The sequence below is a fragment of the Pseudoalteromonas sp. ASV78 genome (assembly GCF_047806705.1).
In the GTDB taxonomy this organism is placed as follows: Bacteria; Pseudomonadota; Gammaproteobacteria; order Enterobacterales; family Alteromonadaceae; genus Pseudoalteromonas; species Pseudoalteromonas prydzensis_A.
In genome coordinates, this window is record NZ_JBLOPA010000001.1 from 2,446,187 (window position 1) to 2,472,682 (window position 26,496).

Below are 26,496 nucleotides of genomic sequence, written 5' to 3' on the forward strand. Positions count from 1 at the left end.
TCTAAATAACTGCGCGTACACTATTAACTATTTATGACAATTTAATGAAAACTGCCATGAAACACTTATAACTTTACGGGAACAAAATTTAAAAATACGAATAAAGCCTCACACCATCGCCGCTTTAACATATACATCAAAGCGGTTCTTTTTGGTTTTAATTTGCATGCTTGGCGTTTGGTTATTTAAAAATGGCGCGTAATCTGGACGCTTAACAACCACCCGTTTACTGGCAAGTGGATAGGCGAATTCAAGTAAACCATCAGCGTCATTATCTGCTCCCACTAAGTCTTGGAATACCCGCATTTCCTTTTTTACTAGCGCTGATTTTTCACGGTGCGGAAACATCGGATCAAGGTAAACAACATCAGGCATACTGTCACATTGCGCGAGTAAGGTATGGCTTGAGCCAAACACTAGGCTCATGTTTTGCTGCATCCACGGGCCAATTTCAGCGTCATTATAAGCGCGTTGCAAGCCATCATAGAGCAATGCCGCAACAACCGGGTGGCGTTCATGCAAAATCACTTTACAACCCAGAGACGCCAATACAAATCCATCACGCCCTAAACCCGCTGTGGCATCGAGCACAACCGGCGTTGCGCCTTTATTTAAGCCTACCGCTTTGGCAATAGACTGCCCTTTACCGCCACCAAATTTACGACGGTGAGCTACCGCACCGGTAACAAAATCAACGTTAATCGCGCCCAGTTTTGGTTCATCCGTTTTGCGCAGGCTTAAGCCTTGATCATCATAATGTAATGAAAACCCTGCGGTGTTTGCCGCCCACTCGGCCAGCCCAAAGCGCTGCTCAATCTCATTAAGATAAGGACGTACTTCTTTAAAAGGACACTGTATAACCAAAATAAACTCCGACCGTAAATAGCCCGCGAAGTATATCAACTGCTAAGCGCCATAGCACTAAAATAGCTCAATATCCGTTTGTGAAGTAACGTCTTGAGTGTGTTCAGGGGTAGCAATTTTACTCAAACTGTCGAGCAATTCACTGCGCGAATCAATAATATGATTGAGCTGATGTTTAATGAAAGCTAAATCATCATTCAACGCCCCTAACTGTAATTGCGTTTGCTCTAATTGCGCTACTTGTAATAGCAACGCTTGGTTATCGGCAAACGCGGGATTTTGCTGCATCTGTACGCGCAGCTCAGATAACTGAGTTGCCAATATTGCCACTGCATCTTCACGGGCCTCGCTACTGACAAATAGTTGCGAAGCAAGCTCATTAAAGGCATTGCCAACCGTGTGCGCTTGCGCAAGAGCTTTTTCGTTTACTTCCATATCTTGGATTTTGGCATTAGTGACTTCCAAAATATGCGGGAACAAATCTTTATAACGACCATACAATGCCACATCATCAAGCGGCATGTTTTTAATTAAAATAGACAGCTTGGGATAATTAATAATAGTGCGGCTACTAAAATCAACAAACCGATTTGAGTAACGGTGCTTTTCTAACAGCTCTTGCTCGAGCGGACAAACGCCACCGTCATCGCTACAAAAAAACTCACTCTCTTGACACCAAAAAGCCACCGCCACATTGAGATTTAATGGCCGAAAGAATTCAAAAAAATAGGCTGATAATGATTGCACATCATGAGCATGATAAGTTTGCCCTACATAGCGCATGATCCTGCCCATATCGCCCGAATCTGTCATGGCTATTTCAGCAGTGTTCTGCGCCTGCTCAACATCTTTTTTAAGCTTGATAGAATGCTGACGATACTGATATAACACCCGAATACGTGCCATCAACTCTTGTGCATTAAAAGGTTTTACAATGTAATCGGCGGCACCGGCGTTATAGCCTCTAACGCGCTCTGGTAACTCACTCTTGCCCGATAAAAACATCACTGGGGTGTCTTTGGTTTGCTCATTATTTTTTAACTCTGTACATACTTGGTAACCACTTTTACCGGGCATTTCGACATCCAGTAAAATAATATCAGGGTTATACTTTAGCGCTTGTCTTAGCCCTTCATCACCATTTTTGGCGTGAATTAACTGACAAAAACCCGCTAATGATTGCTCAATAACGTGATGCACATATTTATCGTCATCAATCGCCAGTACCAGTTTTGTCATACCTCATTCCTTTTTATTAATTACTTAAAAAGCATAGTACGGAGCCCTGATTTTGCGATAATTTATTAGCTTAAAACTAAAAAAGCGCCAACCGGCGCTTTTAAAACAATAAAACCAACTTGCCCTTTAGGCTGCAATACCACTGTGACGTAATAATGCATCGACGCTTGGCTCACGACCACGGAAGTTTTTAAACAACGCCATAGGCTCTTCACTGCCGCCTTTTTCTAAAATGTGCTGCATAAAGGCTTGCCCAGTTTGTGGGTTAAAAATGCCTTCTTCTTCAAATTTAGCAAACGCATCAGCCGAAAGCACTTCGGCCCATTTATACGAGTAATAACCCGCGCTATAACCACCAGCAAAAATATGGCTAAAGCTATGCTGAAAACGGTTAAACTCAGGCGCTTTAACCACTGAGGTATGACTACGCACTGCATCTAAGCGCGCTTGAATTTGGCATTCTTCACCCGCTTGATAATCGTTATGAATTCTAAAATCAAATAACGAAAACTCGATTTGACGCAGCATTTGCATACCTGAGTTATAGTTTTTAGCCGCTAGTAGCTTATCCAATAGCTCTTTAGGTAACGGCTCACCCGTTTCATAGTGGCCTGAAATAAAGTTAAGCGCTTCTTCTTCATAACACCAGTTTTCTAAAAACTGACTTGGCAGCTCAACGGCATCCCATGCAACACCATTAATACCCGCAACTGGCGCGGCATCAACTTGGGTTAGCATATGGTGAATACCATGGCCAAACTCATGGAATAAAGTGGTGACTTCATTATGAGTAAACAGTGCAGGCTTATCGCCTACCGCTTTATTAAAGTTACATACTAGATACGCTACCGGTGTTTGTAACGCGCCATTGGCACGTACTTTACGGCCCATGCAGTCATCCATCCACGCGCCACCACGCTTGTGATCACGCGCGTATAAATCAAGATAAAAACGGCCACGCAGGGTATTGCTGCTGTCGTAAATTTCAAAAAAGCGTACATCTTTATGGTAACTATCAATGTCTTTTAACTCTTTAACACTAATAGCAAATAAACGATTTACTGTTTCAAACAAGCCGCTTAGTACTTTATCGGCTGGGAAATACGGGCGCAGTACTTCGTCTGATATTGCGTATTTCTCTTGCTTAAGCTTTTCACCGTAATAACCATAATCCCACGCAGCGAGCTGCTCGATACCGTGTTTTTCCTTGGCATACGCTTGTAGCTCAGCGAGCTCTTGTTCAGCTTGTGGCTTTGATTTAGCGGCTAAATCTTCTAAAAATGAGAATACCTGCTCTGGCGTTTCAGCCATTTTAGTAGCGAGTGACTTTTCAGCGTAACTGGCAAAACCTAACAGTTGCGCAATTTCATGACGCAGCGCGAGTTCTTCGCTCATAATCGCTGAGTTATCAAATTCACCCGCGTTAGGCCCTTGATCAGACGCGCGGGTTACAAATGCCGTGTAAGTTTGTTCACGTAGCTCGCGGTTATCTGCATAGGTCATAATTGGTAAATACGATGGGAAATCTAACGTGAATACCCAGCCGTCTAATTCTTTGCTTTTTGCGGTATCTGCCGCTAGTGCTAACGCCGACTCAGGTAAACCCGCAAGCTCACTTTCATCGGTAATATGCTTTTGCCAAGCCAATGTGGCATCCATGACATTATTACCAAATTTAGCCGCAAGTTCTGACAACCTTGCGCTGATCTCGCCGTAGCGCTTTTGCTGCTCTGGCGCCAAAGCAATACCTGAAAGCTCAAAGTCACGCAGTGCATTGGTTATGGTTTTTTGTTGTGCGGTGCTTAACGTTTTAAATTCGTCGCTGTTATGCAGAGCGTTATAAGCTTCATACAAACCTTGGTGTTGACCAACAAAGGTTGAGTACTCAGAAATAAGCGGTAAACATTGCTCGTACGCTTCGCGTAGTTCATCAGAGTTCACCACAGAGTTCATGTGCGATACCGGAGAAAACATACGTGAAAGCTTGTCGTCAACTTCTTCAAGTGGCAACACTAAATCTGACCAAGTAAACGATTTTTTAGCCAACACTTCATCAATTTTAGCGCGGCATTCACTAATGCCCGCTTTTAGCGCTGGCACAACATGCTCTGGCTTAATTTTAGAAAATGGCGGTAAGCCTTCTAAACCTATTAAAGGGTTGTTTTGGGTATCACTCATGTTAGCTCTCAAGTCTGTGCAATTATGATTTTGAAGTTGGGGCGAATTCTTGAAATACAAGGGGCTTTTAACGGGTCTTGCTTATGCTATCATCGCACTAATATGACCATTCATCTTTGAGGAATAACTATGGCTCAGCATTTTGACTACATTGCAATTGGCGGCGGCAGCGGCGGAATAGGTTCAGCTAACCGTGCAGCTATGCGTGGCGCAAAAGTGGCACTAATTGAAGCAAAGCACATGGGCGGTACCTGTGTGAATGTAGGTTGTGTGCCAAAAAAAGTAATGTGGCATGGCGCTCAAGTTGCTGAAGCAATTAACTTATACGCTCCTGATTACGGTTTTAATGTTGAAGTAAAAGAATTCAACTGGAGTAAACTAGTAGAAAGCCGTGAAGCCTATATAGGCCGCATTCATAAAGGCTATGACAATGGCCTTGCTAAAAATGGCGTAACAGTCATTAAAGGCTTTGCTAAATTTGTTGATAATAAAACGGTTGAAGTAGACGGCAAGCACTACACCGCCGATCATATTTTAATTGCCGTAGGCGGTCGCCCTAGCATTCCAAATATCCCAGGTGCTGAGCACGGCATCGATTCAAATGGCTTTTTTGAGCTAAACGAGCAACCAAAACGTGTTGCCGTTGTTGGTGCCGGTTATATCGCGGTAGAAATTGCCGGTGTACTGCATAGCCTTGGCACAGAAACCCATTTATTTGTCCGTAAAAGCAAACCACTGCGCACCTTTGATCCATACATCATCGACACTCTTGTTGAGATTATGGCCAAAGAAGGACCAACGCTGCATACCGAATGCTCGCCAAAAGAAGTGGTGAAAGAAAGCGATGGCAGCTTAACTATTCACTTTGAAAATGGTTATAGCCAAAATGTTGATCAAGTTATTTGGGCGATTGGCCGCACCCCAACCACCGATAAAATTAACCTAGCGGCAGCGGGTGTTGAAGTTAACGAAGGCGGTTATGTAAAGGTTGATGAATACCAAAATACCACGGCTAAAAATGTTTATGCGGTTGGCGATATCATCGAAGGCGGAATTGAGCTTACCCCAGTTGCAGTAAAAGCAGGCCGTACTTTATCAGAGCGTTTGTTCAATAAAGAGCTGCCTGACGATTTAAAAATGGATTACAGCTTAGTGCCAACGGTAGTATTTAGCCATCCACCAATAGGCACTATTGGTTTAACTGAGCAAGAAGCTATTTCGCAGTACGGCAACGAGAACGTAAAAGTGTATAAATCAACGTTTGCTGCTATGTACACTGCGGTAACCCAGCACCGCCAACCTTGTAACATGATGCTAGTGTGCGCAGGCCCTGACGAGAAAGTTGTCGGCTTACACGGCTTAGGTTTTGCTGTTGATGAAATGATCCAAGGTTTTGCCGTAGCCATGAAAATGGGCGCTACCAAAGCCGACTTTGACTCAGTAGTCGCCATACACCCAACGGGTTCTGAGGAATTTGTTACGATGCGATAAATGCAGCTGTAAGCTGTAAGAATTTAAAAACCTTGTAGTTTCGCTACAAGGTTTTTATTTAATTTGCAGACACTTAATTAAGTCTAGAATGGAAACAGAAATAAAGGGCGAAGCGCTAATATTTATTGCCCGCGTTTAGGGATAGTACTTTTAGCACATTCTCAAAGCTCTGAGATAGCTTGGCTAAAAATCACTTTGAGTAAATCAAGGTTCAAATGCACACCAGCAATGTTTGCATCAATCCAGTCTTGCTGAGAAATTTTGGGCCACGTTACATCATAGCCAAGGGTGTATAGCATTTCTTCGAAAAAGAAACGCAGCACTCTGCCATTGCCTTCACGAAATGGGTGAAGCAAATTAAGCTCACAAAATAAGTCTGCCACCTTTTCAATCAGCTCATCATTATCCTGATAATCTGCTAAGGCCGGAATGGTTCGAAATAACTTTTGAGCTTCAGGTTCTATTCGCGTCCAAGTACAAAAGCGCGTATCGCCTTTGGAAATATCAACGTCACGCGTTTCACCAGCCCATGCATATAAATCTTGAAATAAGTGGTGATGAAGGTGCTTTAAATGTTCGAATGAAAAATCACAAAGTGTTTGTTGGGAAGGTTCGTAGGTTCTATAGCGCTCAGCAGTAAACTCAGCTTCTGCTTCGTCTAATGTATCTGAGTCTCGGATACCTAGAAGGTTTATTAAAACATCAGAATTTGGGTAGCAATATTTATCGTGCGCTACCCCGTATTTATCTCGCATATTTGCGTTTTAGTTCAGCAATGGTTTTACCTTCACTGCTTTTTTTCAGTGACAGACCTTCGTAGCTTAAACTGACCTTAAAGTTATCCATATTGGGTGTAAACTTAGTCTTGCGCTGATTGCTAGTCTTAGAAATTGTGGTAGCCATAAAGCCTCCTGTGTTAAGTATTATTTTACATTATTAAGTAATAAATTGCCATCAAACAGACTAACCAACAATACAGGTTTGGGAATTCTATCGAGTAAATATGGCAACAAACTGCGTTGCCTTTTAAGTCTATTGCAGAATACGTTTTTCGCTCAGGGTATTGCTATACACCTCTTCAACTTAGAACGCGACACAAAGGGATAGGCTTGTATGCTGGTAATATCCGCATGGCCTAACATCTCCTGTACATGACGAATATCAGCGCCGTTATCCAACATAAGCCTTGCAGTTAACGCTGCTAAGGCTTTTAACTGCTGATGGGTTGCACTCTATCCACTCTTCTGTCTGTGCAATCGTTTTTATTACTGTTCTACCGTGGTGGAATCAGCAAAATTTAGTTAGTATGGCTACGAGCTATTTTGATTAACGCATTCCCCATTAGGAAGTTATGAGTAAAGATATACTGCTACACCCGGTTTTAATTTCATTGGCAATTTTCGTTATTGCGTTTTGCCTAAAGGTGCTAGTTGATAAATTAGCGCGACATCGCGCCGAAAAAAAGCAACGAGATATAAGGTACATTTCCCACAACATTAAGCACTTTATCAACTTAATGGTGGTTTTGTTGCTGTTGTTTGTTTGGTCTACTGAAATTCAAAATTTTGCGCTGTCTGTCGCGGCTTTTGCGGTAGCAATTGTGTTTGCCACCAGAGAGTTTATTCAATGTGTGATTGGCTTTTTCTACTTGGTGACAACACGGCCATTTAGAGTTGGCGATTGGGTTCAAGTTGGTGAGTATTACGGTGAAATTGCTGAAACAGATTGGATCAAAACCACCATGCATGAAATTGATATGCACTCTTATCAATTTTCTAGAAAAACCATATACATACCAAATAATAAGCTGATCACCAGCCCAATTAAAAACTTAAACTTTGTGAAACGGTTTACCACCCACCATTTTGCGATTGTGCGTAAAGAAAGCTTTAACCCGTATCCCATTTACGCCACGCTACTCGATAAAGCAAAGCATTATTGTGAAGACTTTCATGATGTAGCAAGTCGATATAACGCAATTATCGAGCGAAAGTTAGACGCTAAAATTTCTGGCCCTGCACCTGAAATACACTTTAGCACCACTGAGCTTGGTGAATTTAAAGCAAGCTTCACGTTATTCTGCCCAACCGATCAAGCACTAGCAATAGAGCACAAGCTAACCGAGTATTTTATGGCACTTTGGTACGCTGAAGCTGAAAAAAGTGAATTAAAAAACGTACTTTAAATCCACCTTCATTTATTTATACTCGAACCATTAGAGCATAGCAGTGGCTCGTCACCATGAGAGACGAGCCACTACAGATTTTTCATCAGCGAGCAGTGAAAACGACCAACCATTGCGCTCGCACAGCCGTTTCACAATACCTAAACCTAATCCATAGCCGTGAGACGATGACGTCTCTGTTGATATGCAACGCCTTTCAATGTTGTTGTGCGCCTGATTAGTAACTAACAGTTCACGCTCTTTAATACGAATTATAATTGCTCCCTGACCAGCGAGCGTGTGCTCGAACGCATTACGTACTAGATTGTTGAGCGCGATAGCAAAAGCCTGTGGATGTCCATGAACTATGGGGTTTGTGAGTTGCTCGATTTCAACATCAACCAATTTCCCTCTGAGCAAGTGGCGCTGCTGCTCTATCGCTTGACTCACTAACGGCATCACTAAAAACTGCTCGTCATACAATCCGTTATCTGACTCGCGAGCAAGCCACAAGAACATGTCAATGGTGGTTTTCATGTCTAGTGTTGCGCGCCTTATTCTGTCTAGCGCCTTTTCATCGGCTACTGATAAATTGCTGTGCTCTAGCAGCTCAAGTGCGCCTGTTATCACCGTTATCGGCGTGCGTAACTCATGGCTAGCTGAATCGGTAAAGTATCGCTCTCTGGCTATAAATGCGCTGATACGTTCAAGCGTCAGCTCTATGGTTCTGGCGAGCATACCAACTTCATCTTCGCTGAAGCGGCTGGAATCTATGCGCTTATGGTCCTCGCTTGATAGTTGTTCTGGGTCGATATCGGCGACGACTTCAGCTAGTTGTGTTACAGGGGCAACAGCCCGCCGCATCACTACTATTCCCAGTCCGAATCCCAGTATTCCTAGCGTACCTACAACACTGCTAATAATAAGCAGTAACCACCAATCCTCTGACGACGAAGCCTCGATGCCAGCAACATCAAAAACCACAAAGGCAGGTGACTGTTGATTTTCGACAGCTATCACTGCAACATGTAATTCTTCGCTATCGAACTCATACAACCCTAGTTCAGGATTTGTTTGCGCCCATTGTTTGAGTGATTGGGGTAAATTATCAAGCTTGTCATAACCACGCAGGTTTGTCGTCGCAGCTGGATAGTTATCAGCTGCAACCTGTAGCTGTTGTGTTAGCACACGGTCTTCACTTAACCTGACTGCAGCGAAGAAAGCAAAACCCCATACAATGCTAAGTACAGCAACACATAATGCAAATGCAATGGCGACCCGTTTGCGTAAACTGTGTCGATACATTATTGCGTATCCTCTGCAATTCGATAGCCGATCCGATGCACAGTATGAAGCAGCGGGCTGTCAAACGGCCTATCGATAGCCTGGCGTAACTTATACATATGCGAGCGAAGCGCATCACCATCGGGACGTTCGTCAGCCCACAACAAAGTTTCAAGCGTATCGCGAGCCACTACAGAGGGCGCCTGTTCCATTAATCGTTGCAGTAGTTTCATACCTGTTGGGTTGAGTTCGACACGTCGCCCCGCGCGATGAACTTGTAAAGTGGATTTATTTAGAGTCAGTTCGCCCACAATTAACAGGTTATCGGTTTTGCCATGACTGCGTTTGTACAACGCTTGCAGCCGTGCATGGAGCTCTTGTAATGCGAATGGCTTAACCAAATAATCATCGGCTCCCGCCGCAAACCCCTTAAGTTTATCGTCCAGCGTATCTCTGGCCGTTAGCATAAGTACTGGGATTTCTAGTTTGGCGTCCGCTCGCAACTTTTGGCAAAAACTTATGCCATCCATTCCTGGCAGCATCAAATCGAGTACAATCACATCAAATGGATTGGTCAACGCTAAATGCATCGCACTGATACCATCATAGGCAAAATCCAGTATATAACTGTGCCTTTCAAGATAGGCGGCAATGTTTTCACAAATGTCGCGGTTATCTTCGACAATCAAAGCTCTGATCGGCGTTGCACTGTGCGAGTTAACCATCTTCTATGCTCCCTTACCAGGCATAATCTAATCGCAAACCTATGAGTGGCTCTGCTTCGCTATCGTCTACGACCTCAATGCCTCGGCGGTAGTCAAACTCAGTGTCGTCACTTGATGACGCTGCCGTTACGTTGATAACATCGAGAAAAGCAGTTACATCTATGGGGCCAAACGCACGCCGATAGTCAACACGAAGGTTCAACGAACCAGAACCACTTTTGCGACCAACATTACGCTCAGTGATCTCTTTTGAGTAACGTAAAGGTTGTCCTGACCCCAATACATCGGAATGAATTATAAATTCGTCGTCTGGTCTACCGGAAAGATATTTATAGCGTCCTGCGACTTTCCAGCGATCGCTGATCTCCCAAGTCAAACCTAGGGTAGCGACATGCTCGCGACTAAATTCTGCGGCCACGTCACCGCGACCATCTTTACGATCAATGACTGCATCATTGTAAGAATAGGTTGCACTCGCGTAAAGGCCTTCATAGATTGCACCATTAAGGACAAAATCAACACCATACGAGGTGCCATCACCAATATTTGCATAAGTTCCGCTGGCTCGATCAAGATCAACCACTAAATCGTCGAGGATTTGATAATAAGCTTCGGTCAACAGTGACCAATTGCTGCTCGGAAAGTATTTGAAACCAACACTAGCGTGGGTGATTTTTTCGGTCTTAAGATCATTTGAGTCGTTCGCTGCAAGCTCTAGATAGCGTGGCGACTGATGAAAGAGTCCTGCTGTTGCAAAATATCTCACTGTTTTGCTCGGCTGCCAGTTAACGTTAAATCTTGGTGATGCAAAACTTTCGTCAGCAAAACCGTCCCGTTCGAGGCGCAGTCCAGTACCAAAATCCCAATCACCAAATTCAAAAATTTGATCTACGTAGCCAACATAACTGGTTTCTTGCTGGTTCATTGTGGAGTCGATGCTCTCAGGCGTCAGTACAATAAAGTATTGCTCAGGATCTGGCCTAAAATCATCCTCATCGTAGACATAGCGATTCCAATCACCATCTAAAACGGTGCTGTAGTCCAGCTCAATTTGCGTCACTCGCACACCAGCACTGAACAATCCCCATTGGTTTACTGTCTCAAAATCGCTTCGCCAGCCAAGCTCTGTTTCACCTTCAGTGATGGTAATAATATCCTCCCGCACCGGATAATCAGACGCAGCTGTGCCTGCTGGTACAAGATCAGGATAAGCTTCCCCCTCTGAGCTCACTTTGTCACTGTTGCGATAGTAAAACTTATTGGTCCAAACTGCTGTTTCACCAAGCAAAGTTCGCCAAGTTAGACCATATAAATCACTGTCTTGCTCAGAGTCTTGCAGCGCAGTGTCTTCGAAATTGGGCGACTCGGCAACGTGTTTAACACCGCGAGTATAATCTTCGTGAGTATCCATTAGCAGAATTTCAACGGTGTTATCTTGATTGATGGGGATGACTGATTTTAGTATCACGTCCCTTAACACTGGTTCACCAATATCTAGCTCTTCAATGGTTTCAAACAAAGCGCCAAAGTCCAATCGTCTTGCAGAAAAAAGCATAGTTGCATCATCAGTAATACCCATAGGCCCATCGTAACCTACTTCATAACCGGCAAGATCATAGCGGAAACTTGCTGACGGGCTTGGATTACCATCGGCAACATCGAGTTGCAGTAGCGATGCTGCACGGCCGCCATAAGCCGGGCCCCAGCCACCTGGGGAGAATTCAGCGCCGCTGATAACGTTTGGTGCAAAAATCGAGAAACGACCACCACCGCCAACATCTTGCTCTTCACCTAGTGTCGCATCAAAGTGAATCGCTTTATCAAAAGGAAAGTCATCAACGAATAGCAAATTATCTCTTGGCCCACGACCGCGAACACTAAAGCTTGCAAATTCACTGTCGGATGCAAGACCTGGCAATCCGTCTAATGAGAGCAGCGGATCTGCACCACCGCCTACAGCGCTTCGCAACGCTTCCCTATCGAGGTAGGTGCTAGAGCCTGAAGAAAATACATCAGCTTGCTGCGCTCGTACTTCCACAACTTCAATTGTTTGCTCTCTAAGTTCAAATGCTAGCTTGATATTTTTGCGCGTAACGACACGTACACTTGGTTCATACAATGAAGTGAATCCGTTTTTAGTGACGTTGACCGAGTAAAGACCGGGGTCAAGCTGTGCAACAACAGCGCGACCTTGTTGATCGGTTGCTAAAGTTTGCGTAGATGAGGTTTCTCGTTTCTTGATAGTGATCTGCACATTTGCCAAAGGCCTGTCAGTTGCGTGATCTTTTACTATAAAGGTCAGCGCCCCTGGCGCCTCAGCAGCATGGCTAAATAATGGCAAACCAATTAGCAATACCCACAAGGTCAACCACGATAGCTGTCTCAAGTGCCTGTTCATATTGCTATCCCTCTAATTGTTAACCGCACGACTTCTTTCAATTGCCTGCTCATCTTACTCTCCTTACAAAAAAATCAACTTAGCGCTGTAGTGAATGCAAGGAGTCTAGCAAAGCGAATGTGACTAAAAAGTCACCAGAACATAAAGGTTATATAAAATGGAGGAAAGTTAGACGCAAAGATTTCTGGCCCTGCACCTGAAATACACTTTAGCACCACTGAGCTTGGTGAGTTTAAAGCAAGCTTCACGTTATTCTGCCCAACCGATCAAGCACTAGCAATAGAGCATAAGCTAACCGAGTATTTTATGGCTCTTTGGTACGTTGAAGCTGAAAAAAGCGCTTCATAGCTAGCCTAACCTCATGTTTAATAACTGTATTTTCATTTAAGCCGAGTAATATTATTACTCGGCTTTTTATTACAAATTACACTTGCAGCTTACACCAGAAAACCATTGATTTAATAAGTAAGGTTTTTTATTAAATATATTTAGCAACAATATTGTCTTTATGATTACGTTTCCCAATTAAATATCGGCGCCCTAATATCGTTGCCAACATAACAACATGAAATGTGCATGGTCTATCATAATAATATCAATTCAGAATTGTTAATTTACTGCGTTTATATCGGGCTATACCATTTAAAATGTTATGAGTTAAATTTTACAATAAACTCGAGGCCAGGCTCTTTGTTATGTGCGGTTAGTTGCCAACCGTGAGCAACTACAATTTCTTGGCATATGGTTAACCCTAAGCCAGCACCAATATCTTGGCGGTGTTTACCGCGCCAAAAACGCGTAAAAATATGCGCCAGTTGACTCGTTTCAATTCCTCCTCCCCAATCACGTACGCTAATTGCATCGGCGCTGATAGTTAACTCTACATCTGAGTATTGCGGGGCATGTTGAATTGCATTTTCGAGTAAGTTTTTAAATAAGGTGAATATGGCTCCTTGATCAGCAAAAATAGTTAGCCCTAATTGCTGTTGTACCATCACTATTTTTACGTTTGCAGATTCAGCAGCTCTAGCTAAGTAAGCAACGACTTGGTTTAGTACATCTGCTATCTCAATTGTTTTAAAAGCATAGTTTTGCACTTCACTCGTTTCTGCTAACAATAATAGCTGCTGCACTTGACGCGACATATAATCAACGTCATGTACTAACCAGGTTGTTTCTTCTGTTTTTTGCATTAACTCAAGTTGCGCTTTAATTAATGCAAGGGGGGTTTTTAATTCATGGGCAGCAGTAGCAAGAAACTCTTGTTGTAACCTATAGCCATGCTCAAGCCGCTCTAGTACCTGATTAAAACTATCCACTAAAGGCTCGATTTCTGTTGGTACGTATTCTTTACCTAAACGTGCATTAAGAGACTTTGTTGATATTGATGCTGCAGACTCAGACACCTCTTTGAGCGGTCGTAAAGTATAATGCAATGCCATTTTTGCGCTAATAGCAAAGACGACTAACAACACTAATGCAAATGTGATCCCCCCAATACGCATCGATCTTAGAGCAAAAATCTCATACGAAAAAATCATAAAGCGTTGGCTAATGGCGCTTTGAATAATCCACTTTTGCCCTTTATATTCAATTATTTTTGTGGCGCCATTCATAATTACATCATCTTGTTTAAACTCAAAATTCTTTAAATTTAAACGCGTTTGAGGATCATTAGGCCAAGCAAATGACGGTGTTGCAGACGATAACACCACGCGCCCATCAAAATCTAAAACCCGATACCCCACTTCATGCTTTAGGCTATCAAATAACCATGGACGATGATCTTCATGATCTGACATAGCAATCGGCACACCATCATCATTAAAAATCAGACCTTCGGATAAAAGCTGCGTGTAATCAGCAACATCAGACTCAACAAAAAATGTTCGTTTTGATAATAAGGCAATATTAATAACGGCTAAAATGAGCGCAATACTAAAAGCAACACCGACAACATAAGCCAAAATAATTTTTAAGCTAATGCTTTTAAGGCACTTTGCCATTACTGAGCGCATACCCAACCCCTCTTATGTTTCTAATTTTTTGGCTCGAACCAACATCGGTCAGTTTTCGTCTTAGCCGATGCAATACAACATCAAGTGCATTAGGCGTAACCGCTTCACTTAACCCCCATCCAGCGGCTTCTAATGCGCCGTGCCTAACAACGTCAGGGTATTTACGTACCAGCAGTAACATAATTTGCATTTCGGCTTGGGCTAAAACTTCATGGCGATCACCACAGCACAATAGGCCAGACGCAGGACGTAATAAAATGTCTCCGCAACTAGGTTCTAAAGGCTTAGAATCAGTTGCGCGTCGCAGTAATGCCTTAACCCGAGCCACCATTTCATCCATCGCAAAAGGTTTGCTTAGGTAGTCATCGGCACCAGCATCTAATCCTTCAATGCGATCATGTAAGGCATTACGAGCGGTTAATATTAAACAAGGTGTTGTATTGCCAATATCTCTTAAACGCTTAAGTAGTGTGAGTCCATCTCCATCGGGGATCCCCCTATCTATCACAAGTGCCTGATAAGGCACTTGCTGAATAGCCATAAACGCATGTTCAATATGATCAAAAGTATCCGCAACAATACCTGCCGACGCTAACCCTTGCGAAATTAATTTCGCTAAGCGCTCATGATCTTCAAGTAATAAAATTCTATTCATCAGAAATAATATATGTAGCCAAGTAAAGCCCGTGTTTCGGTTGAGCTATCTACTATAGGACTATCCTTAATTTCTGTTGCGAGTGATGTTGCCTCTAAATCAAAGATAATAAAGTTATTTTTGTTTATCATGTAATTACTTCTAATTCCTAGCTCTATATTGACAGCCGAATCACCAGCGTAGAAAGCTCGCTGAGCATTAACTTCCGTTTGCTGAACCCCATAATAATAACTAACGTATTCTTCATCGAACCAATTCACAGCAAGCCTTGGCGTAATCGATAAATCTTCTGTTATTTGCCAACGTCGATCTATTTTAAAACTAAAGCGGCTACCTTCACTATCGCCAGATACTTCTGCTAACGACTCAAACGTTACATCAGCCCAAGGATTCTGCCATTGCACTTTAGCACCTGCCCATAATCCCCCTTTTCGTTCTTGCATACCAGTAAGAAAAGGCGAGTCTTTAGCTTTATAACCAGAAAAATCATAGCTTCCGATAATACCAAAATTAATTTTTTGCTCTTTGCTTAGGTTAATACTGGGTAATTTGAACTCAAAGGTTGGGCCCATTAGTTGAAAATATTCATTCTCGTACATTACAAATGGAATTGCTTGTACATCACTATCGATATCAGTATAGGCTTTTTGGCTACTCATCACAGCAACACCTAATCCCCAACTTGATTCTGTATTGTCACTGTCATCGGCATGCACCGCATGAGTAACAGCCATCCCCATCAAGATTAGCGAGCTGGCAACACAACGTTTAGCACGATCGGTGATAACAGAGAAAGGTTTATCAAAGCACTTCATATTTTTTCCTTAGTTAAAAATAACCACTGCAATATGAAGTGCGATTACTTACACAAAACTTACCGTAATAACTTTTGTGTCTGTAAGTTTTCAGCAAGTAATCAAGAATAATACTTAGAAAAAATAGCCACAGAGAAAACCAATGTTCCTAGACTTTTCTAACAAAGGTTTTAGCAATATTTTTTCTAAAATATTAACAAACCGAAAAACAAAAAAAGCCATTAATTATCATGTAACTATTACTTTTGTGATGGCTTTATCTGGATGCGTTCCAGTACTTACAAAGTGCCAGCCTGCACCTATCACGCCGGTTGATTGGCAAGCAGTCTTACTTATTAACGACTCACTATTACGCAGCCTGATACAACATAAATTAATAAGTCATATTCAGCCTTATAGCGCGCAACTGCTAAATATTGCCACTCAAGCAGCACATAGCAACACCAGTAACTAAACGGTTATGTGCTTACTCAGTCGTGCTCAAACATTAAATTGTAGGAATATATAAATGAGAACATCTCGCAAGATAGTGGCTTTAACAATAGGCTTAATTATTGGAGTGACCGCTATCGCAATTACTATTAACCAAGTAAATGGCACAGAGCCACAACCTGTGTTCGAAGAAACTCCTATTCTTTCGGTATCAACCACCACAATGCAGCTCACAACGTTAGCAGAGAAAGTGTTTGCTAACGGCAATATTATGGCTTGGCAAGAAGCTATTATTGGCACTGAGGTTAACGGGCTAAAGCTCGAAAAAGTGCATGTTAATGTAGGCGATGAAGTAAAAAAAGGTCAACTGATTGCATCTTTTGCAGCTCATACTCTACACGCCGAGTTAGCTAAGAGTAAAGCTGTAAGCCAAGAAGCTCAAGCGGCGTTAGAAGAGGCTGAAGCTGATAGGCTGCGAGCAATTAGTTTAGATACTGAAAAGGCCTTATCTAAGCAAAGTATTCAGCAATATATTTCTGCTGAAAAAATAGCAAGAGCACGTTTAAATGCAGCAATCGCAAGCCAAGAGCTAATTAAATTACACATTTCCAAAGCACAGGTCGTAGCACCTGACGATGGTATTATTTCTTCGCGAAGTGCAACCGTTGGCGCAGTTTTAGGGGTTGGCGATGAGCTATTTCGATTGCTTAGAGGAGGTCGCATAGAGTGGCGCGCTGAAGTTTTTGCCAGCGATCTAGAAAAATTAAAACCAGGTCAAGTCGCGACACTTTATAGTACTGAGCAAAAGGAGCTAGCAGGTAAAATTCGCAAAATATCACCGATAGTCGATACCCAAACTCGAAATGGCTTAGTGTACGTTGATATTAATCAAAGCAGTGCATTTCGTGCTGGCATGTTTGTCCAAGGCCATTTCACTATTTCCCAGAGCCAAGTCGCCACTTTACCGCTAAGTGCAGTTCAGCTAATTGATGGTTTTAGCTATGTAATGCGCGTTGACCAAGACTCTCGCGTTCGTCGCACAAAAGTTCATTTAGGTAAACGTAGTAAGGAGCAGGTTGAAATAGTTAGCGGACTAAACCACGCAGATGAAGTTGTTATTACCGGCGGCAGTTTTATCGCTGATGGTGACTTAGTTCGCGTGATCCCTAAACCCGCTTCAAATGATAACGAGGGATCAGTATGAGCATTAATGTATCTGCTTGGGCAATCCGTACTCCCACTCCAACTGTGTTACTTTTTATTATGTTAACGTTGGCTGGCCTAATGGGTTTTCGAGCGATGAAAATTCAAAACTTCCCTGATATCGAATTACCAACAATCACTGTAAATGCGTCTTTACCTGGCGCCTCTCCTGCACAACTTGAAAACGATGTGGCGCGCAAAATTGAAGATTCACTTTCAACAATTCAAGGCATAAAGCACATTTATAGTAATTTAACCAATGGTGAAGTAAACATTGTGGTTGAATTTAGCCTCGAACGCTCTATTCAAGAGGCACTTGATGATGTGCGTGATGCGGTGTCACGTATTCGTGCTGATCTACCCAGTGAGTTGCGCGATCCCGTGATTCAAAAGGTTGAGTTATCGGGCAGCCCCATCTTAACTTACACATTAGCATCACCAAAAATGGATAATGAATCTTTATCTTGGTTTGTTGATAATCAGATCACTAAAAAACTGTTATCGGTACGTGGTGTAGGAGCCGTTGCCAGAGTTGGTGGAGTTGAAAGGCAGATCCGCATTGATTTAGATCCTAGACAATTATTAGCCTTAAACATTACTGCCGCTGATATATCGCGACAGTTAAGGCAAATACAACAAGAAGCATCTGGTGGTCGTGTTGAATTAGGTAAAGTAGAGCAATCGGTTCGTACAATTGCAACCGTGCAATCCGCTGCACAAATTGCCGCGATGAATATCCCTTTAAGCGATGGTCGTTACATTCGCTTAAATCAACTTGCCACCATCACCGATGCAACGGCAGAGCAGCGCTCCGCGGCGTTTTTGAATGGTCAACCGGTGGTTGGTTTTGAAATAACACGTGCCATTGGTTTTGGTGAAATCGAAGTTGCCAAAGGTGTACGCAATGCCTTGCAAAGTATTAAGGACATTCATAGCGATTTAACAATAACCGAAACCTTTAACCTTGTCGATCCTGTTGTAGAAAACTACGACGGTTCGATGGGGCTTTTATACGAAGGCGCACTACTGGCTATTATTGTGGTGTTCTTTTTCTTACGCGATTGGCGTGCAACTGTTATTTCTGCAGTCGCGCTGCCTTTATCAATTATTCCTACTTTTGCTGTGATTCATTTAATGGGCTTTTCATTAAATATGGTGACGTTACTTTCTTTGTCGCTGGTTATTGGTGTGCTGGTTGATGACGCAATTGTCGAAATAGAAAATATTGAACGTCATTTATTAATGGGAAAAACCCCTTTTCAAGCAGCAATGGAAGCCGCTGACGAAATTGGTCTGGCCGTTATTGCAACCACCTTTACACTGATTGCTGTGTTTTTACCTACCGCCTTTATGGATGGCGTAATAGGTAAGTTTTTTGTGCAGTTTGGTTGGACGGCGGCAATTGCCGTTTTATTTTCATTAATCGTCGCCAGAATGCTTACTCCTATGATGGCGGCTTATTTACTTCATAGTCCTAACAAAAAAGCTAAAGCCGAACCGAGTTGGTTAACGTTTTATTTAACCATGGTTGAAACCTGTTTAAAGCATAGAGTCAAAGCTATTCTATTCACTTTGCTGTTTTTTAGCAGCGGAATTTTATTGGCCATGTCGTTACCTGGTGCATTTATGCCAGCCGATGACGATCAGCAAACCCAAGTGACCATTTCATTACAGCCTGGCAGCAAGTTAACCGACACCATGGCAATTGCCGAACAAGCGCGTCAAATACTAACAAGCAACCATTATGTAAAACAGGTTTATACCGCCATTGGCAGTGGTAGTTCAGGTGATTCTGGTGACGCTGGTATTGCTTCGGTAAGCAGTGTAAGAACCGCAGTGTTAACATTATCGCTGACTCATCGCGATCAGCGCCCAGGTATTCACAAACAACAAATAGAGCAACAACTTCGTCACAGTTTACAGGCTCTGCCTGGTGCTCGAGTAAATGTTGGTATGGGTAATTCTAGTGAGAGTTATTCGTTAGTATTAGCAAGTGATGATAGCGAACTACTATACAAGTACGCGCGACAAGTCGAACGTGAGCTGCGAACAATTCCAGGACTCGGTGCGATTACCTCAAGCGCCAGCTTAATGCGCCCAGAGTTGGTTATCAGACCCAACTTTTCTAAAGCAGCCGAGTTAGGTGTAACCTCTGCCACTATTGCCGATACACTAAGAATTGCGACTGTTGGCGATTATGATCAAGAACTGGCAAAGCTAAATCTAGGTGAACGACAAATTGCTATTGTTGTGCGCCTTAATGAGCAGTCGCTACAAGATATTGAGCTACTTAAGCGCTTACCCATTCCAGCGGCACACTCAACCGTTCAACTCGAAAATGTAGCAACGCTCAGCCTTAGCAGTGGCCCCTCTGAAATTACTCGCTTTGACCGAATGCGTAATATTAATTTTGCTATTGAGCTAAATGGCCGCCCTTTAGGTGATGTTGAAGCAGCAGTATTAGCACTGTCTAGCATCAACAATATGCCCGCAAACATTTCACAGGCTGCGTTAGGTGACGCTGAAATGATGGCTGAATTAGTAACTGGTTTCGCCATTGCTATGCTCACCGGCGTGTTGTGTATTTATATGGTGTTAGTGCTGTTACTCAAAGATTTTGTACAACCAGTAACCATTTTAACGGCACTCATTTTATCTGTACCTGGCGCATTTTTAGCACTCTTTATCACCCAATCAACATTATCACTGCCTGCCATGATTGGTTTAATCATGCTCATGGGGATTGCGACTAAAAACTCTATTCTGTTGATTGACTACATCATTATCGCTCGTAATGAGTACCCGCTAAATCGTTGGGACGCGATCCTAGATGCATGCAGAAAACGTGTTCGCCCAATAATTATGACGACCATTGCAATGGGAGCCGGCATGATGCCTATCGCTCTAGGATGGGGCGGCGATCCAAGCTTTCGCTCCCCCATGGCAATTGTTGTGATCGGCGGTTTAATAACCTCAACCATACTCAGCTTAATTGTGATCCCCGTTGTTTATAGCTATGTGGATGACTTTGTTAGTTATTGCCAGTCACTCTTGCAACGCAAACAAACAATTAACCAATAGATCTGCCCTGAATAATTCTCAGAATCATACCCTAAACACTGAGAATTATGCTTTGCAAACAGCTATTGCTGCTCTGCTTTTAAGTAAATAAGGAACTTATTACAATGAATACGAGTTATTTAATTCTCATTGCGATCTCAATTTATAGCTTTATTTCAATAGTATACGTATATAAATTACGCGGAAAAACGCGCTATACCTCACTGTCACAATACTTACGTAAAAGCTGGCCTATTTTCGCGCCATTAAATTGTATTTTATATATGACAACCCGCTCTTTTGCTCGCCAACCTGTACTGAGTGCTGACTACTTAAAAAATATTGCCGTACTCAGAGATAACTGGCAAATCATCCGTGACGAAGCACTAAACCTGCATCAATCTGGTGTTTTAGACGCAATTAAAACGCCTGGAGCAGTAGGTTATTATGATGTAGGGTTTCGCACATTTTATAAACGCGGTTGGAGCAAGTTTTACTTAAGCTGGTATGGCACAAATCATCATTCAGCACTCAGATTGTGCCCACAAACAATGGCACTATTAAAACAAGTTCCTGAAGTAAGAGGTGCGATGTTCTCAGTGTTACCTGAACACTCTAATTTAACCATTCATGCCGATCCAATGGCCAGCTCATTTAGGTATCACTTGGGGCTTGCGACACCCAATTCAACTCATTGTTTTATTGATGTAGACACTCAACAATGCCACTGGCATGACGGCAAAGATTTTGTATTCGACGAAACTTATCCACATTTTGTACAAAATAATACTTCTAAACCAAGATTAATATTAATGTGCGATGTAGATCGCCCTCTTAATATCTTAGGCCGTTGCTGTAACGTTTTTTACCGAGTGCTGATCAAAGGAACGGTTGTACCAAATACCACAGAAGACGAACGTGGTATTTTTAGCGCTTTGTTTGCTGCTTTAGCACCACTGAAAACAATAACCGTTAAATTACGCGCTGAACATAGAAACATATATAAAATTCTAAAGTGGGCTATCAATAGCAGTTTATTGCTCTTACTGTTGGCATTGTTGTATGGCTTAATTACACTCGTTAGTATGCTTTTTAGTTCATCGCAACGGTAACGACAACGAGTTGCTATTTTAAGGAAAGTTTATGGAAGATTTACGGCTTTATATTGAGCAATTATCCATCGTTACCAAACTCACTCACTATAAAAGAAAAACCATTTTATTACGTGAAGGCGAGCAAAGTGACAAAGTGTTTATTATTAAAGACGGCGCGCTTAGATCTTGGTTTAATGACGATGGTAACGATATTAGCTTTCAGTTCTTTTTTGAAGGTGATGTGGTCAGCTCTTTTGAAAGCCTAAAAAACAATTTACCTAGCCTCTATAACATTGAAACCATCACTCCAGTAACCTTACAACTGATCAGTAAAAAAGCGTTATATTTAGCACTTGAAAAAAATCCGATTTTAAATGAAAAAATTAATCTACATATCACCAAACGACTTTACCACTATCAACAACTGTTTATTTCACGAATAAAAAATAGCCCACAACGTCGTTATGAAGAGCTGTTACAGCAACAGCCAGAAATATTCACGCGTGTTCCCCATCATTATATTGCAACATTTTTAGGAATTACCCCCGTTTCATTAAGCCGAATTAGAGCAAAAAAAAATATTGCTTCTTAACTTATGTTAATGCGCTGAACTTTTAACCAATGTAAATTTTCAATCAAACATACCGACATTAAAGGTTTATCATGAAACAAGAAAATTTAAGAATTGGCTTTATCGGGCTAGGAAAAATGGGCTCTGGCATTTGCGCAAACATTCAAAAGGCAGGCTATGAGCTCACAGTTTACAATCGCAGTCATGAAAAAACGCGCGTATTTGCTAACAATGGTGCGAATGCAGTGAGGAGTATCCAAGAACTCGTTGCTAACTCAGATATTATTTTTACTAGCTTAATGGATGATCAATCAGTGCTCGATATGTGCACTGGCGATACAGGAATATTAGCCAACTTAACTGATAATAAGGTCCATGTAGGACTCACCACAATCCAACCAGCAACCTCAGAGCAATTACAAGCCATGCATCAACAGCTTAATTGCCATTATATTGCCGCTCCTGTTGTAGGTAGACCCGATGCTGCTGCCGCAGGTAAATTAATTAGTTTTTTAGCGGGCGATTTAAACGCCATTGATATTATTACATCAGTGGTCGCATCTTACACTGTTAAACAAGTTATCACCGGTAATGCCCCAAGCCATGCAAGCGCATTAAAAATATGTACTAACTACATGGCAATGACACAACTTGCTATGTTAGGTGAAATATTTAGCTTTGCTGAAAAAATGGGCTTAGAACAAGACCGAGTATTAATGATTGCCGATTTATTCTTTGCCGGAAACCCCGCCATAACTGATTACGCAGCAAAAATTGCCATGCAAGATTTCGACAATGCGGGCTTTGATTTAACTGCTGGATTAAAAGATGCCCTTATTTTTGAATCTGCATTTTCATCGGTTGGGGTAAAAGCAGGTGCCATTGCGACCGCAAAAGATCATTTAATCGCTGCTAATGCCAATGGCCTCGGTAGAAAAGATTGGAGCGCACTCACTCTTATGACCAGAAGAGCAGCTGGTTTAGACACTTAGCAGCCCCAACATACACACTCATCAATAGACTTTATGCCAACTCATAAAGCGTTTATCTAACGCCTTTTTAGAGCTGGCATAAAGCTTGTAGCTAACCTTTCAAAGCGAGCTTTAAGTGAGTAAATTTGGTTTATTCAGGTAACAATTACTCGGCTCGGCTAATATTTACTCATAAAGTGTCAGGAGGTAGTGTGGCTAAGTCAGCAATTTTATATCGCATGGTAACCGATGAGCATATTTGCCCGTTTGGTTTAAAGTCAAAAGATCTATTACAGCGAAACGGCTTTACTGTGGATGATCGCCACCTTAGTTCACGCCAAGAAACCGATGCATTTAAAGCCAAGCATGATGTTACCACCACGCCACAAACCTTTATTGATGAGCAACGTATTGGCGGTTACGATGATTTGCGTGGCTATTTTGAGCTGCCCAAAGCAGGTCAACATGGTACGAGCTACACACCAGTGCTGGCTATTGTTGCTGTAACTATACTACTAAGCTGTGGGTTTAGTTATGCCAACAACAGCGGTTTATTTTCGATGCAAAATTTAATGCTGTTTGTTGCACTCTCGATGGCAGTGTTAGCAATTCAAAAACTGCAAGATTTATACAGTTTTTCAAACTCGTTTATTACTTACGATCTATTGGCGATGAAAGTAGTGCCCTATGCCTATGTTTATCCATTTTTAGAGGCGTTTGTGGCTGTGGGTATGATAGCAAACTTAACGGCTTATATTGTTGCGCCAATCTCGCTATTTATCGGCACGATAGGCGCTATTTCGGTGTTTAAAGCGGTATATATCGATAAACGTGAACTCAAGTGTGCCTGCGTAGGGGGGGACAGTAATGTGCCATTGGGCTTTATTTCATTGACTGAGAATTTGTTTATGATTGGCGCTGGCTGTTGGATGTTACTGCGATAGATTGCTGCTCACTTTCTTGGTAGAGAATATATGCGCTGCTTAATTTATGGTAGGAGAGCGCTTTAGCGCCGAAAATAGGCCCCGAGGTTCGTTGCTCGAACCTCGTTTCCCGAGCCTCTACGTTAACGCAGAGCTCTATTAAGCCGTACCACCTACAGTGAGGTTGTCTATCTTCAAGCTTGGTTGGCCCACGCCTACTGGTACACTTTGACCGTCTTTACCGCATACGCCCACACCTTTATCCAGTGCAAGGTCGTTACCCACCATCGAAATTTGCTGCATTACTTCAGGGCCATTACCAATTAAGGTGGCGCCCTTGATTGGTTGGGTGATTTTACCATTTTCAATTAAGTAGGCTTCAGAGGCACTAAATACAAATTTACCTGAGGTGATATCTACTTGGCCGCCACCAAAATTAGGCGCGAAAATGCCTTTTTTAACCGTGCTGATAATATCTGCTTGGCTGTGCTCGCCGCCTAACATATAGGTGTTGGTCATCCGTGGCATAGGTAAGTGCGCGTACGATTCGCGGCGCGCGTTACCGGTTGGGTTAACCCCCATCAAACGCGCGTTCATTTTATCTTGCATATAGCCTTTTAAAATACCGTTTTCGATAAGTACGTTGTAAGCTGCAGGCGTGCCTTCATCATCTACGTTAAGTGAACCACGACGGTCAGCAATAGTGCCATCATCAACCACAGTACACAGCTCAGAAGCCACCTTTTGCCCTACTTTACCGCTGAACGCAGAGGCACCTTTACGGTTAAAGTCACCTTCTAAACCATGGCCTACCGCTTCATGCAGCAATACCCCTGGCCAACCATTACCCAATACCACTTCCATAGTGCCCGCTGGAGCATCAATGGCTTCTAAATTTACTTTAGCTTGGCGTACCGCTTCTTCGGCGTATTCCATCCAACGCGGCTTACCATCAACTAACTCTTTAAAATAACCATAATCTAAACGCGCACCGCCGCCTGCACCACCGCGTTCACGACGGCCGTTTTTCTCTAATAACACAGAGCAGTTTAAACGGATCAATGGGCGAATATCGGTAGCGAAGGTGCCATCACTGGCGGCAATTAATACTTCTTCATAGACTGCTGACATAGAGCTGATCACTTGCTCTGCATCGGGTGCAAGTTCGCGAATATAGTTTTCAAGCTCACGTAACAAATTTACTTTGTCGGTATCTGTCATACTTTGAATTGGTTGTAGCGGTGCAAACTGCTGCTTTGCTGCCACATCACTAAATACCTGAATAGCTTTGCTTTCGCCTGCTTCGGCAATACTACGCGCGGCGGTGGCGGCTTTATTTAGGGCTTCGAGGTTAATCGCATCAGAGTACGAAAAACCGGTTTTTTCACCGCTCACGGCACGTACACCTACGCCACGTTCAACGTTGTATGAGCCTTCTTTCACTAAACCGTCTTCAAGCACCCAGGATTCATGGTGGCTTGATTGAAAATACAGATCTGCGTAATCAACGTTATGCTGATGAATAAAACCAAGCGTTTTTTCGAGTTCTTCTCGATTTAGCTGACTGTCGTGTAATAAATGCTGTTCAACCGAATTCATAATAAATGCTCTCTAAATCGTTGGTGAGATTGCACTGGCATATCTCGACGAATGGCGTGCAAGCGGTTTAAATCTGGCTGACAGCCAATAAACCCTATGCCATTTGCAAGCTCACTGAGGACATCGCCCCAAGGAGAAATAATAATACTGTGGCCATATGTTGCGCGGCCATTTTCGTGTTGCCCTACTTGCGCAGCGGCAATCACATAACTTTGTGTTTCTATTGCCCGCGCTGTTAGTAACGGCTGCCAATGAGCGGCGCCGGTTACGGTGGTAAAAGCGCTAGGCACTAAGATAATTTCAGCCCCAGCACGTTGCAAGGCACTAAATAAGCCACTAAAGCGCAGATCATAACATACTGTTAAGCCTATTTTACCAAACGGCGAATCCACTACCACGATATCATTGCCCGCTTGGGTAAAGTTAGACTCGCGATATGCCCCTGTACCGTCCGCCACATCTACATCAAATAAATGCATCTTGTTGTATTGGGCAACCACATCGCCTTGGTTATTAACAAGCAAAGAGGCAGCAAAGTATTTGTCATGTGCAGTGGCAATCGGCACAGTGCCTGCCGCAAGCCAAATATCATACTGACGACATAAGTCACTTAATTGCTGTATATAAACGTCACTTTGCTTAGCAATCGCGAGTGTTTGTTGGCCACTTTTACTAAAGACTAAAAAACTCTCAGGTAAACACACCAGTAATGGCCGAGTTGCAGGGAGTTGTTGTAACTGCAGGTTAAGTTGCTCAATGTTAGCATCAGCACACAGTCCGGAGCACATTTGTAGTGCGACTATCATAGCTTG

General features: G+C 42.7%; 21 protein-coding genes and 1 pseudogene. 9 read left to right on the forward strand and 13 right to left on the reverse strand.

Features of this window, described 5'->3' with window-relative positions; genetic code table 11:
• Window positions 1–108 precede the first annotated feature (108 nt).
• From ACMVDV_RS11150 to prlC, 3 genes are all read right to left on the reverse strand, one after another.
• Entirely contained in the window at window positions 109–864 is a 756-nt protein-coding gene (locus tag ACMVDV_RS11150; protein WP_416158164.1) for a class I SAM-dependent methyltransferase, read from the reverse strand.
• 57 nt (window positions 865–921) lie between these two features.
• Complete coding sequence (locus ACMVDV_RS11155; RefSeq protein ID WP_416158165.1) at window positions 922–2,103, reverse strand: response regulator; 1,182 nt, start codon at window positions 2,101–2,103, stop codon at window positions 922–924.
• A gap of 126 nt (window positions 2,104–2,229) precedes the next feature.
• Window positions 2,230–4,281: an oligopeptidase A gene (prlC, locus tag ACMVDV_RS11160; RefSeq protein ID WP_416158166.1), complete on the reverse strand. Its 2,052-nt coding sequence runs from the start codon at window positions 4,279–4,281 to the stop codon at window positions 2,230–2,232.
• A gap of 129 nt (window positions 4,282–4,410) precedes the next feature.
• On the opposite strand from prlC, the gene gorA reads away from it, so the two are divergent.
• A complete protein-coding gene (gorA, locus tag ACMVDV_RS11165; RefSeq protein ID WP_416158167.1) occupies window positions 4,411–5,772 on the forward strand; it encodes a glutathione-disulfide reductase in 1,362 nt (453 codons plus the stop codon).
• 161 nt (window positions 5,773–5,933) lie between these two features.
• Here gorA and ACMVDV_RS11170 read toward each other — a convergent pair whose 3' ends face one another.
• A complete protein-coding gene (locus tag ACMVDV_RS11170) occupies window positions 5,934–6,527 on the reverse strand; it encodes a Fic/DOC family protein (protein WP_192540882.1) in 594 nt (197 codons plus the stop codon).
• Window positions 6,517–6,675: a hypothetical protein gene (locus tag ACMVDV_RS11175; protein ID WP_192540883.1), complete on the reverse strand. Its 159-nt coding sequence runs from the start codon at window positions 6,673–6,675 to the stop codon at window positions 6,517–6,519. The genes ACMVDV_RS11170 and ACMVDV_RS11175 overlap by 11 nt, the downstream gene beginning before the upstream one ends.
• Window positions 6,676–7,123: 448 nt before the next feature.
• Here ACMVDV_RS11175 and ACMVDV_RS11180 point away from each other — a divergent pair, with 448 nt between their 5' ends.
• On the forward strand, window positions 7,124–7,957 hold the full coding sequence (locus ACMVDV_RS11180) for a mechanosensitive ion channel domain-containing protein (protein ID WP_304178947.1): 834 nt from the start codon (window positions 7,124–7,126) through the stop codon (window positions 7,955–7,957).
• Window positions 7,958–8,008: 51 nt separating this feature from the next.
• Here the strand turns inward: ACMVDV_RS11180 and ACMVDV_RS11185 are convergent, their stop codons facing one another.
• Genes ACMVDV_RS11185 through ACMVDV_RS11195 form a run of 3 tightly spaced genes read right to left on the reverse strand, consistent with a single transcriptional unit; the run spans window position 8,009 to window position 12,343 of the window.
• Window positions 8,009–9,241: a sensor histidine kinase gene (locus ACMVDV_RS11185; RefSeq protein ID WP_304178949.1), complete on the reverse strand. Its 1,233-nt coding sequence runs from the start codon at window positions 9,239–9,241 to the stop codon at window positions 8,009–8,011.
• Window positions 9,241–9,918 carry a response regulator transcription factor gene (locus tag ACMVDV_RS11190; protein ID WP_416159090.1) on the reverse strand — a complete coding sequence of 226 codons (678 nt, stop codon included), beginning with the start codon at window positions 9,916–9,918 and terminating at the stop codon, window positions 9,241–9,243. Before ACMVDV_RS11190 ends, ACMVDV_RS11185 begins: the two co-directional genes overlap by 1 nt.
• 40 nt (window positions 9,919–9,958) lie before the next feature.
• Window positions 9,959–12,343, reverse strand: coding sequence for a TonB-dependent receptor (locus ACMVDV_RS11195; RefSeq protein ID WP_416158168.1), 2,385 nt, complete (start codon window positions 12,341–12,343; stop codon window positions 9,959–9,961).
• Window positions 12,344–12,508: 165 nt separating this feature from the next.
• On the opposite strand from ACMVDV_RS11195, the pseudogene ACMVDV_RS11200 reads away from it, so the two are divergent.
• Window positions 12,509–12,691, forward strand: a pseudogene (locus ACMVDV_RS11200) (mechanosensitive ion channel family protein); the annotation flags it as partial.
• Window positions 12,692–12,993: 302 nt separating this feature from the next.
• Here ACMVDV_RS11200 and ACMVDV_RS11205 read toward each other — a convergent pair.
• The 3 genes from ACMVDV_RS11205 to ACMVDV_RS11215 are packed head-to-tail and all read right to left on the reverse strand — an operon-like array spanning window position 12,994 to window position 15,831.
• On the reverse strand, window positions 12,994–14,361 hold the full coding sequence (locus ACMVDV_RS11205; protein ID WP_416158169.1) for an ATP-binding protein: 1,368 nt from the start codon (window positions 14,359–14,361) through the stop codon (window positions 12,994–12,996).
• A complete protein-coding gene (locus ACMVDV_RS11210; protein ID WP_416158170.1) occupies window positions 14,333–15,016 on the reverse strand; it encodes a response regulator transcription factor in 684 nt (227 codons plus the stop codon). The genes ACMVDV_RS11205 and ACMVDV_RS11210 overlap by 29 nt, the downstream gene beginning before the upstream one ends.
• The gene (locus tag ACMVDV_RS11215; RefSeq protein WP_416158171.1) at window positions 15,016–15,831 is read right to left on the reverse strand and encodes a MipA/OmpV family protein; all 816 of its coding nucleotides are present in this window, start codon (window positions 15,829–15,831) and stop codon (window positions 15,016–15,018) included. The genes ACMVDV_RS11210 and ACMVDV_RS11215 overlap by 1 nt, the downstream gene beginning before the upstream one ends.
• A gap of 508 nt (window positions 15,832–16,339) precedes the next feature.
• Here ACMVDV_RS11215 and ACMVDV_RS11220 point away from each other — a divergent pair.
• The 6 genes from ACMVDV_RS11220 to ACMVDV_RS11245 all read left to right on the forward strand — a co-directional run bounded on the left by ACMVDV_RS11220 (window position 16,340) and on the right by ACMVDV_RS11245 (window position 24,106).
• Window positions 16,340–17,467 (forward strand): efflux RND transporter periplasmic adaptor subunit, encoded by a 1,128-nt coding sequence (locus ACMVDV_RS11220; RefSeq protein WP_416158172.1) that lies wholly within the window; start codon window positions 16,340–16,342, stop codon window positions 17,465–17,467.
• Window positions 17,464–20,547, forward strand: coding sequence for an efflux RND transporter permease subunit (locus ACMVDV_RS11225; RefSeq protein WP_416158173.1), 3,084 nt, complete (start codon window positions 17,464–17,466; stop codon window positions 20,545–20,547). The genes ACMVDV_RS11220 and ACMVDV_RS11225 overlap by 4 nt, the downstream gene beginning before the upstream one ends.
• 104 nt (window positions 20,548–20,651) lie before the next feature.
• Complete coding sequence (locus ACMVDV_RS11230; RefSeq protein ID WP_416158174.1) at window positions 20,652–21,638, forward strand: aspartyl/asparaginyl beta-hydroxylase domain-containing protein; 987 nt, start codon at window positions 20,652–20,654, stop codon at window positions 21,636–21,638.
• Window positions 21,639–21,669: 31 nt separating this feature from the next.
• Complete coding sequence (locus ACMVDV_RS11235) at window positions 21,670–22,212, forward strand: Crp/Fnr family transcriptional regulator (RefSeq protein ID WP_416158175.1); 543 nt, start codon at window positions 21,670–21,672, stop codon at window positions 22,210–22,212.
• A gap of 71 nt (window positions 22,213–22,283) precedes the next feature.
• Entirely contained in the window at window positions 22,284–23,183 is a 900-nt protein-coding gene (locus ACMVDV_RS11240) for an NAD(P)-dependent oxidoreductase (RefSeq protein WP_416158176.1), read from the forward strand.
• Window positions 23,184–23,374: 191 nt separating this feature from the next.
• Window positions 23,375–24,106, forward strand: a complete 732-nt coding sequence (locus ACMVDV_RS11245) for a MauE/DoxX family redox-associated membrane protein (protein ID WP_416158177.1) — start codon at window positions 23,375–23,377, stop codon at window positions 24,104–24,106.
• A 138-nt stretch (window positions 24,107–24,244) separates the two neighbouring features.
• Here the strand turns inward: ACMVDV_RS11245 and tldD are convergent, their stop codons facing one another.
• The gene (gene tldD / locus ACMVDV_RS11250; protein ID WP_416158178.1) at window positions 24,245–25,684 is read right to left on the reverse strand and encodes a metalloprotease TldD; all 1,440 of its coding nucleotides are present in this window, start codon (window positions 25,682–25,684) and stop codon (window positions 24,245–24,247) included.
• Window positions 25,681–26,490, reverse strand: coding sequence for a carbon-nitrogen hydrolase family protein (locus ACMVDV_RS11255; RefSeq protein WP_416158179.1), 810 nt, complete (start codon window positions 26,488–26,490; stop codon window positions 25,681–25,683). Before ACMVDV_RS11255 ends, tldD begins: the two co-directional genes overlap by 4 nt.
• Window positions 26,491–26,496 lie beyond the last annotated feature (6 nt).

Excerpts from the sequence above, each read along its gene's own strand:
- ACMVDV_RS11225 (WP_416158173.1), top strand. The coding sequence starts at position 17,464 with ATGAGCATTAATGTATCTGCTTGGGCAATCCGTACTCCCACTCCAACT.
- ACMVDV_RS11255 (WP_416158179.1), bottom strand. The coding sequence starts at position 26,490 with ATGATAGTCGCACTACAAATGTGCTCCGGACTGTGTGCTGATGCTAAC.
- ACMVDV_RS11215 (WP_416158171.1), bottom strand. The coding sequence starts at position 15,831 with ATGAAGTGCTTTGATAAACCTTTCTCTGTTATCACCGATCGTGCTAAA.
- ACMVDV_RS11155 (WP_416158165.1), bottom strand. The coding sequence starts at position 2,103 with ATGACAAAACTGGTACTGGCGATTGATGACGATAAATATGTGCATCAC.
- tldD (WP_416158178.1), bottom strand. The coding sequence starts at position 25,684 with ATGAATTCGGTTGAACAGCATTTATTACACGACAGTCAGCTAAATCGA.
- ACMVDV_RS11205 (WP_416158169.1), bottom strand. The coding sequence starts at position 14,361 with ATGCGCTCAGTAATGGCAAAGTGCCTTAAAAGCATTAGCTTAAAAATT.
- ACMVDV_RS11195 (WP_416158168.1), bottom strand. The coding sequence starts at position 12,343 with ATGAACAGGCACTTGAGACAGCTATCGTGGTTGACCTTGTGGGTATTG.
- ACMVDV_RS11210 (WP_416158170.1), bottom strand. The coding sequence starts at position 15,016 with ATGAATAGAATTTTATTACTTGAAGATCATGAGCGCTTAGCGAAATTA.
- ACMVDV_RS11235 (WP_416158175.1), top strand. The coding sequence starts at position 21,670 with ATGGAAGATTTACGGCTTTATATTGAGCAATTATCCATCGTTACCAAA.
- ACMVDV_RS11220 (WP_416158172.1), top strand. The coding sequence starts at position 16,340 with ATGAGAACATCTCGCAAGATAGTGGCTTTAACAATAGGCTTAATTATT.
- ACMVDV_RS11170 (WP_192540882.1), bottom strand. The coding sequence starts at position 6,527 with ATGCGAGATAAATACGGGGTAGCGCACGATAAATATTGCTACCCAAAT.
- ACMVDV_RS11240 (WP_416158176.1), top strand. The coding sequence starts at position 22,284 with ATGAAACAAGAAAATTTAAGAATTGGCTTTATCGGGCTAGGAAAAATG.
- ACMVDV_RS11180 (WP_304178947.1), top strand. The coding sequence starts at position 7,124 with ATGAGTAAAGATATACTGCTACACCCGGTTTTAATTTCATTGGCAATT.
- ACMVDV_RS11230 (WP_416158174.1), top strand. The coding sequence starts at position 20,652 with ATGAATACGAGTTATTTAATTCTCATTGCGATCTCAATTTATAGCTTT.
- ACMVDV_RS11175 (WP_192540883.1), bottom strand. The coding sequence starts at position 6,675 with ATGGCTACCACAATTTCTAAGACTAGCAATCAGCGCAAGACTAAGTTT.
- prlC (WP_416158166.1), bottom strand. The coding sequence starts at position 4,281 with ATGAGTGATACCCAAAACAACCCTTTAATAGGTTTAGAAGGCTTACCG.
- ACMVDV_RS11185 (WP_304178949.1), bottom strand. The coding sequence starts at position 9,241 with ATGTATCGACACAGTTTACGCAAACGGGTCGCCATTGCATTTGCATTA.
- gorA (WP_416158167.1), top strand. The coding sequence starts at position 4,411 with ATGGCTCAGCATTTTGACTACATTGCAATTGGCGGCGGCAGCGGCGGA.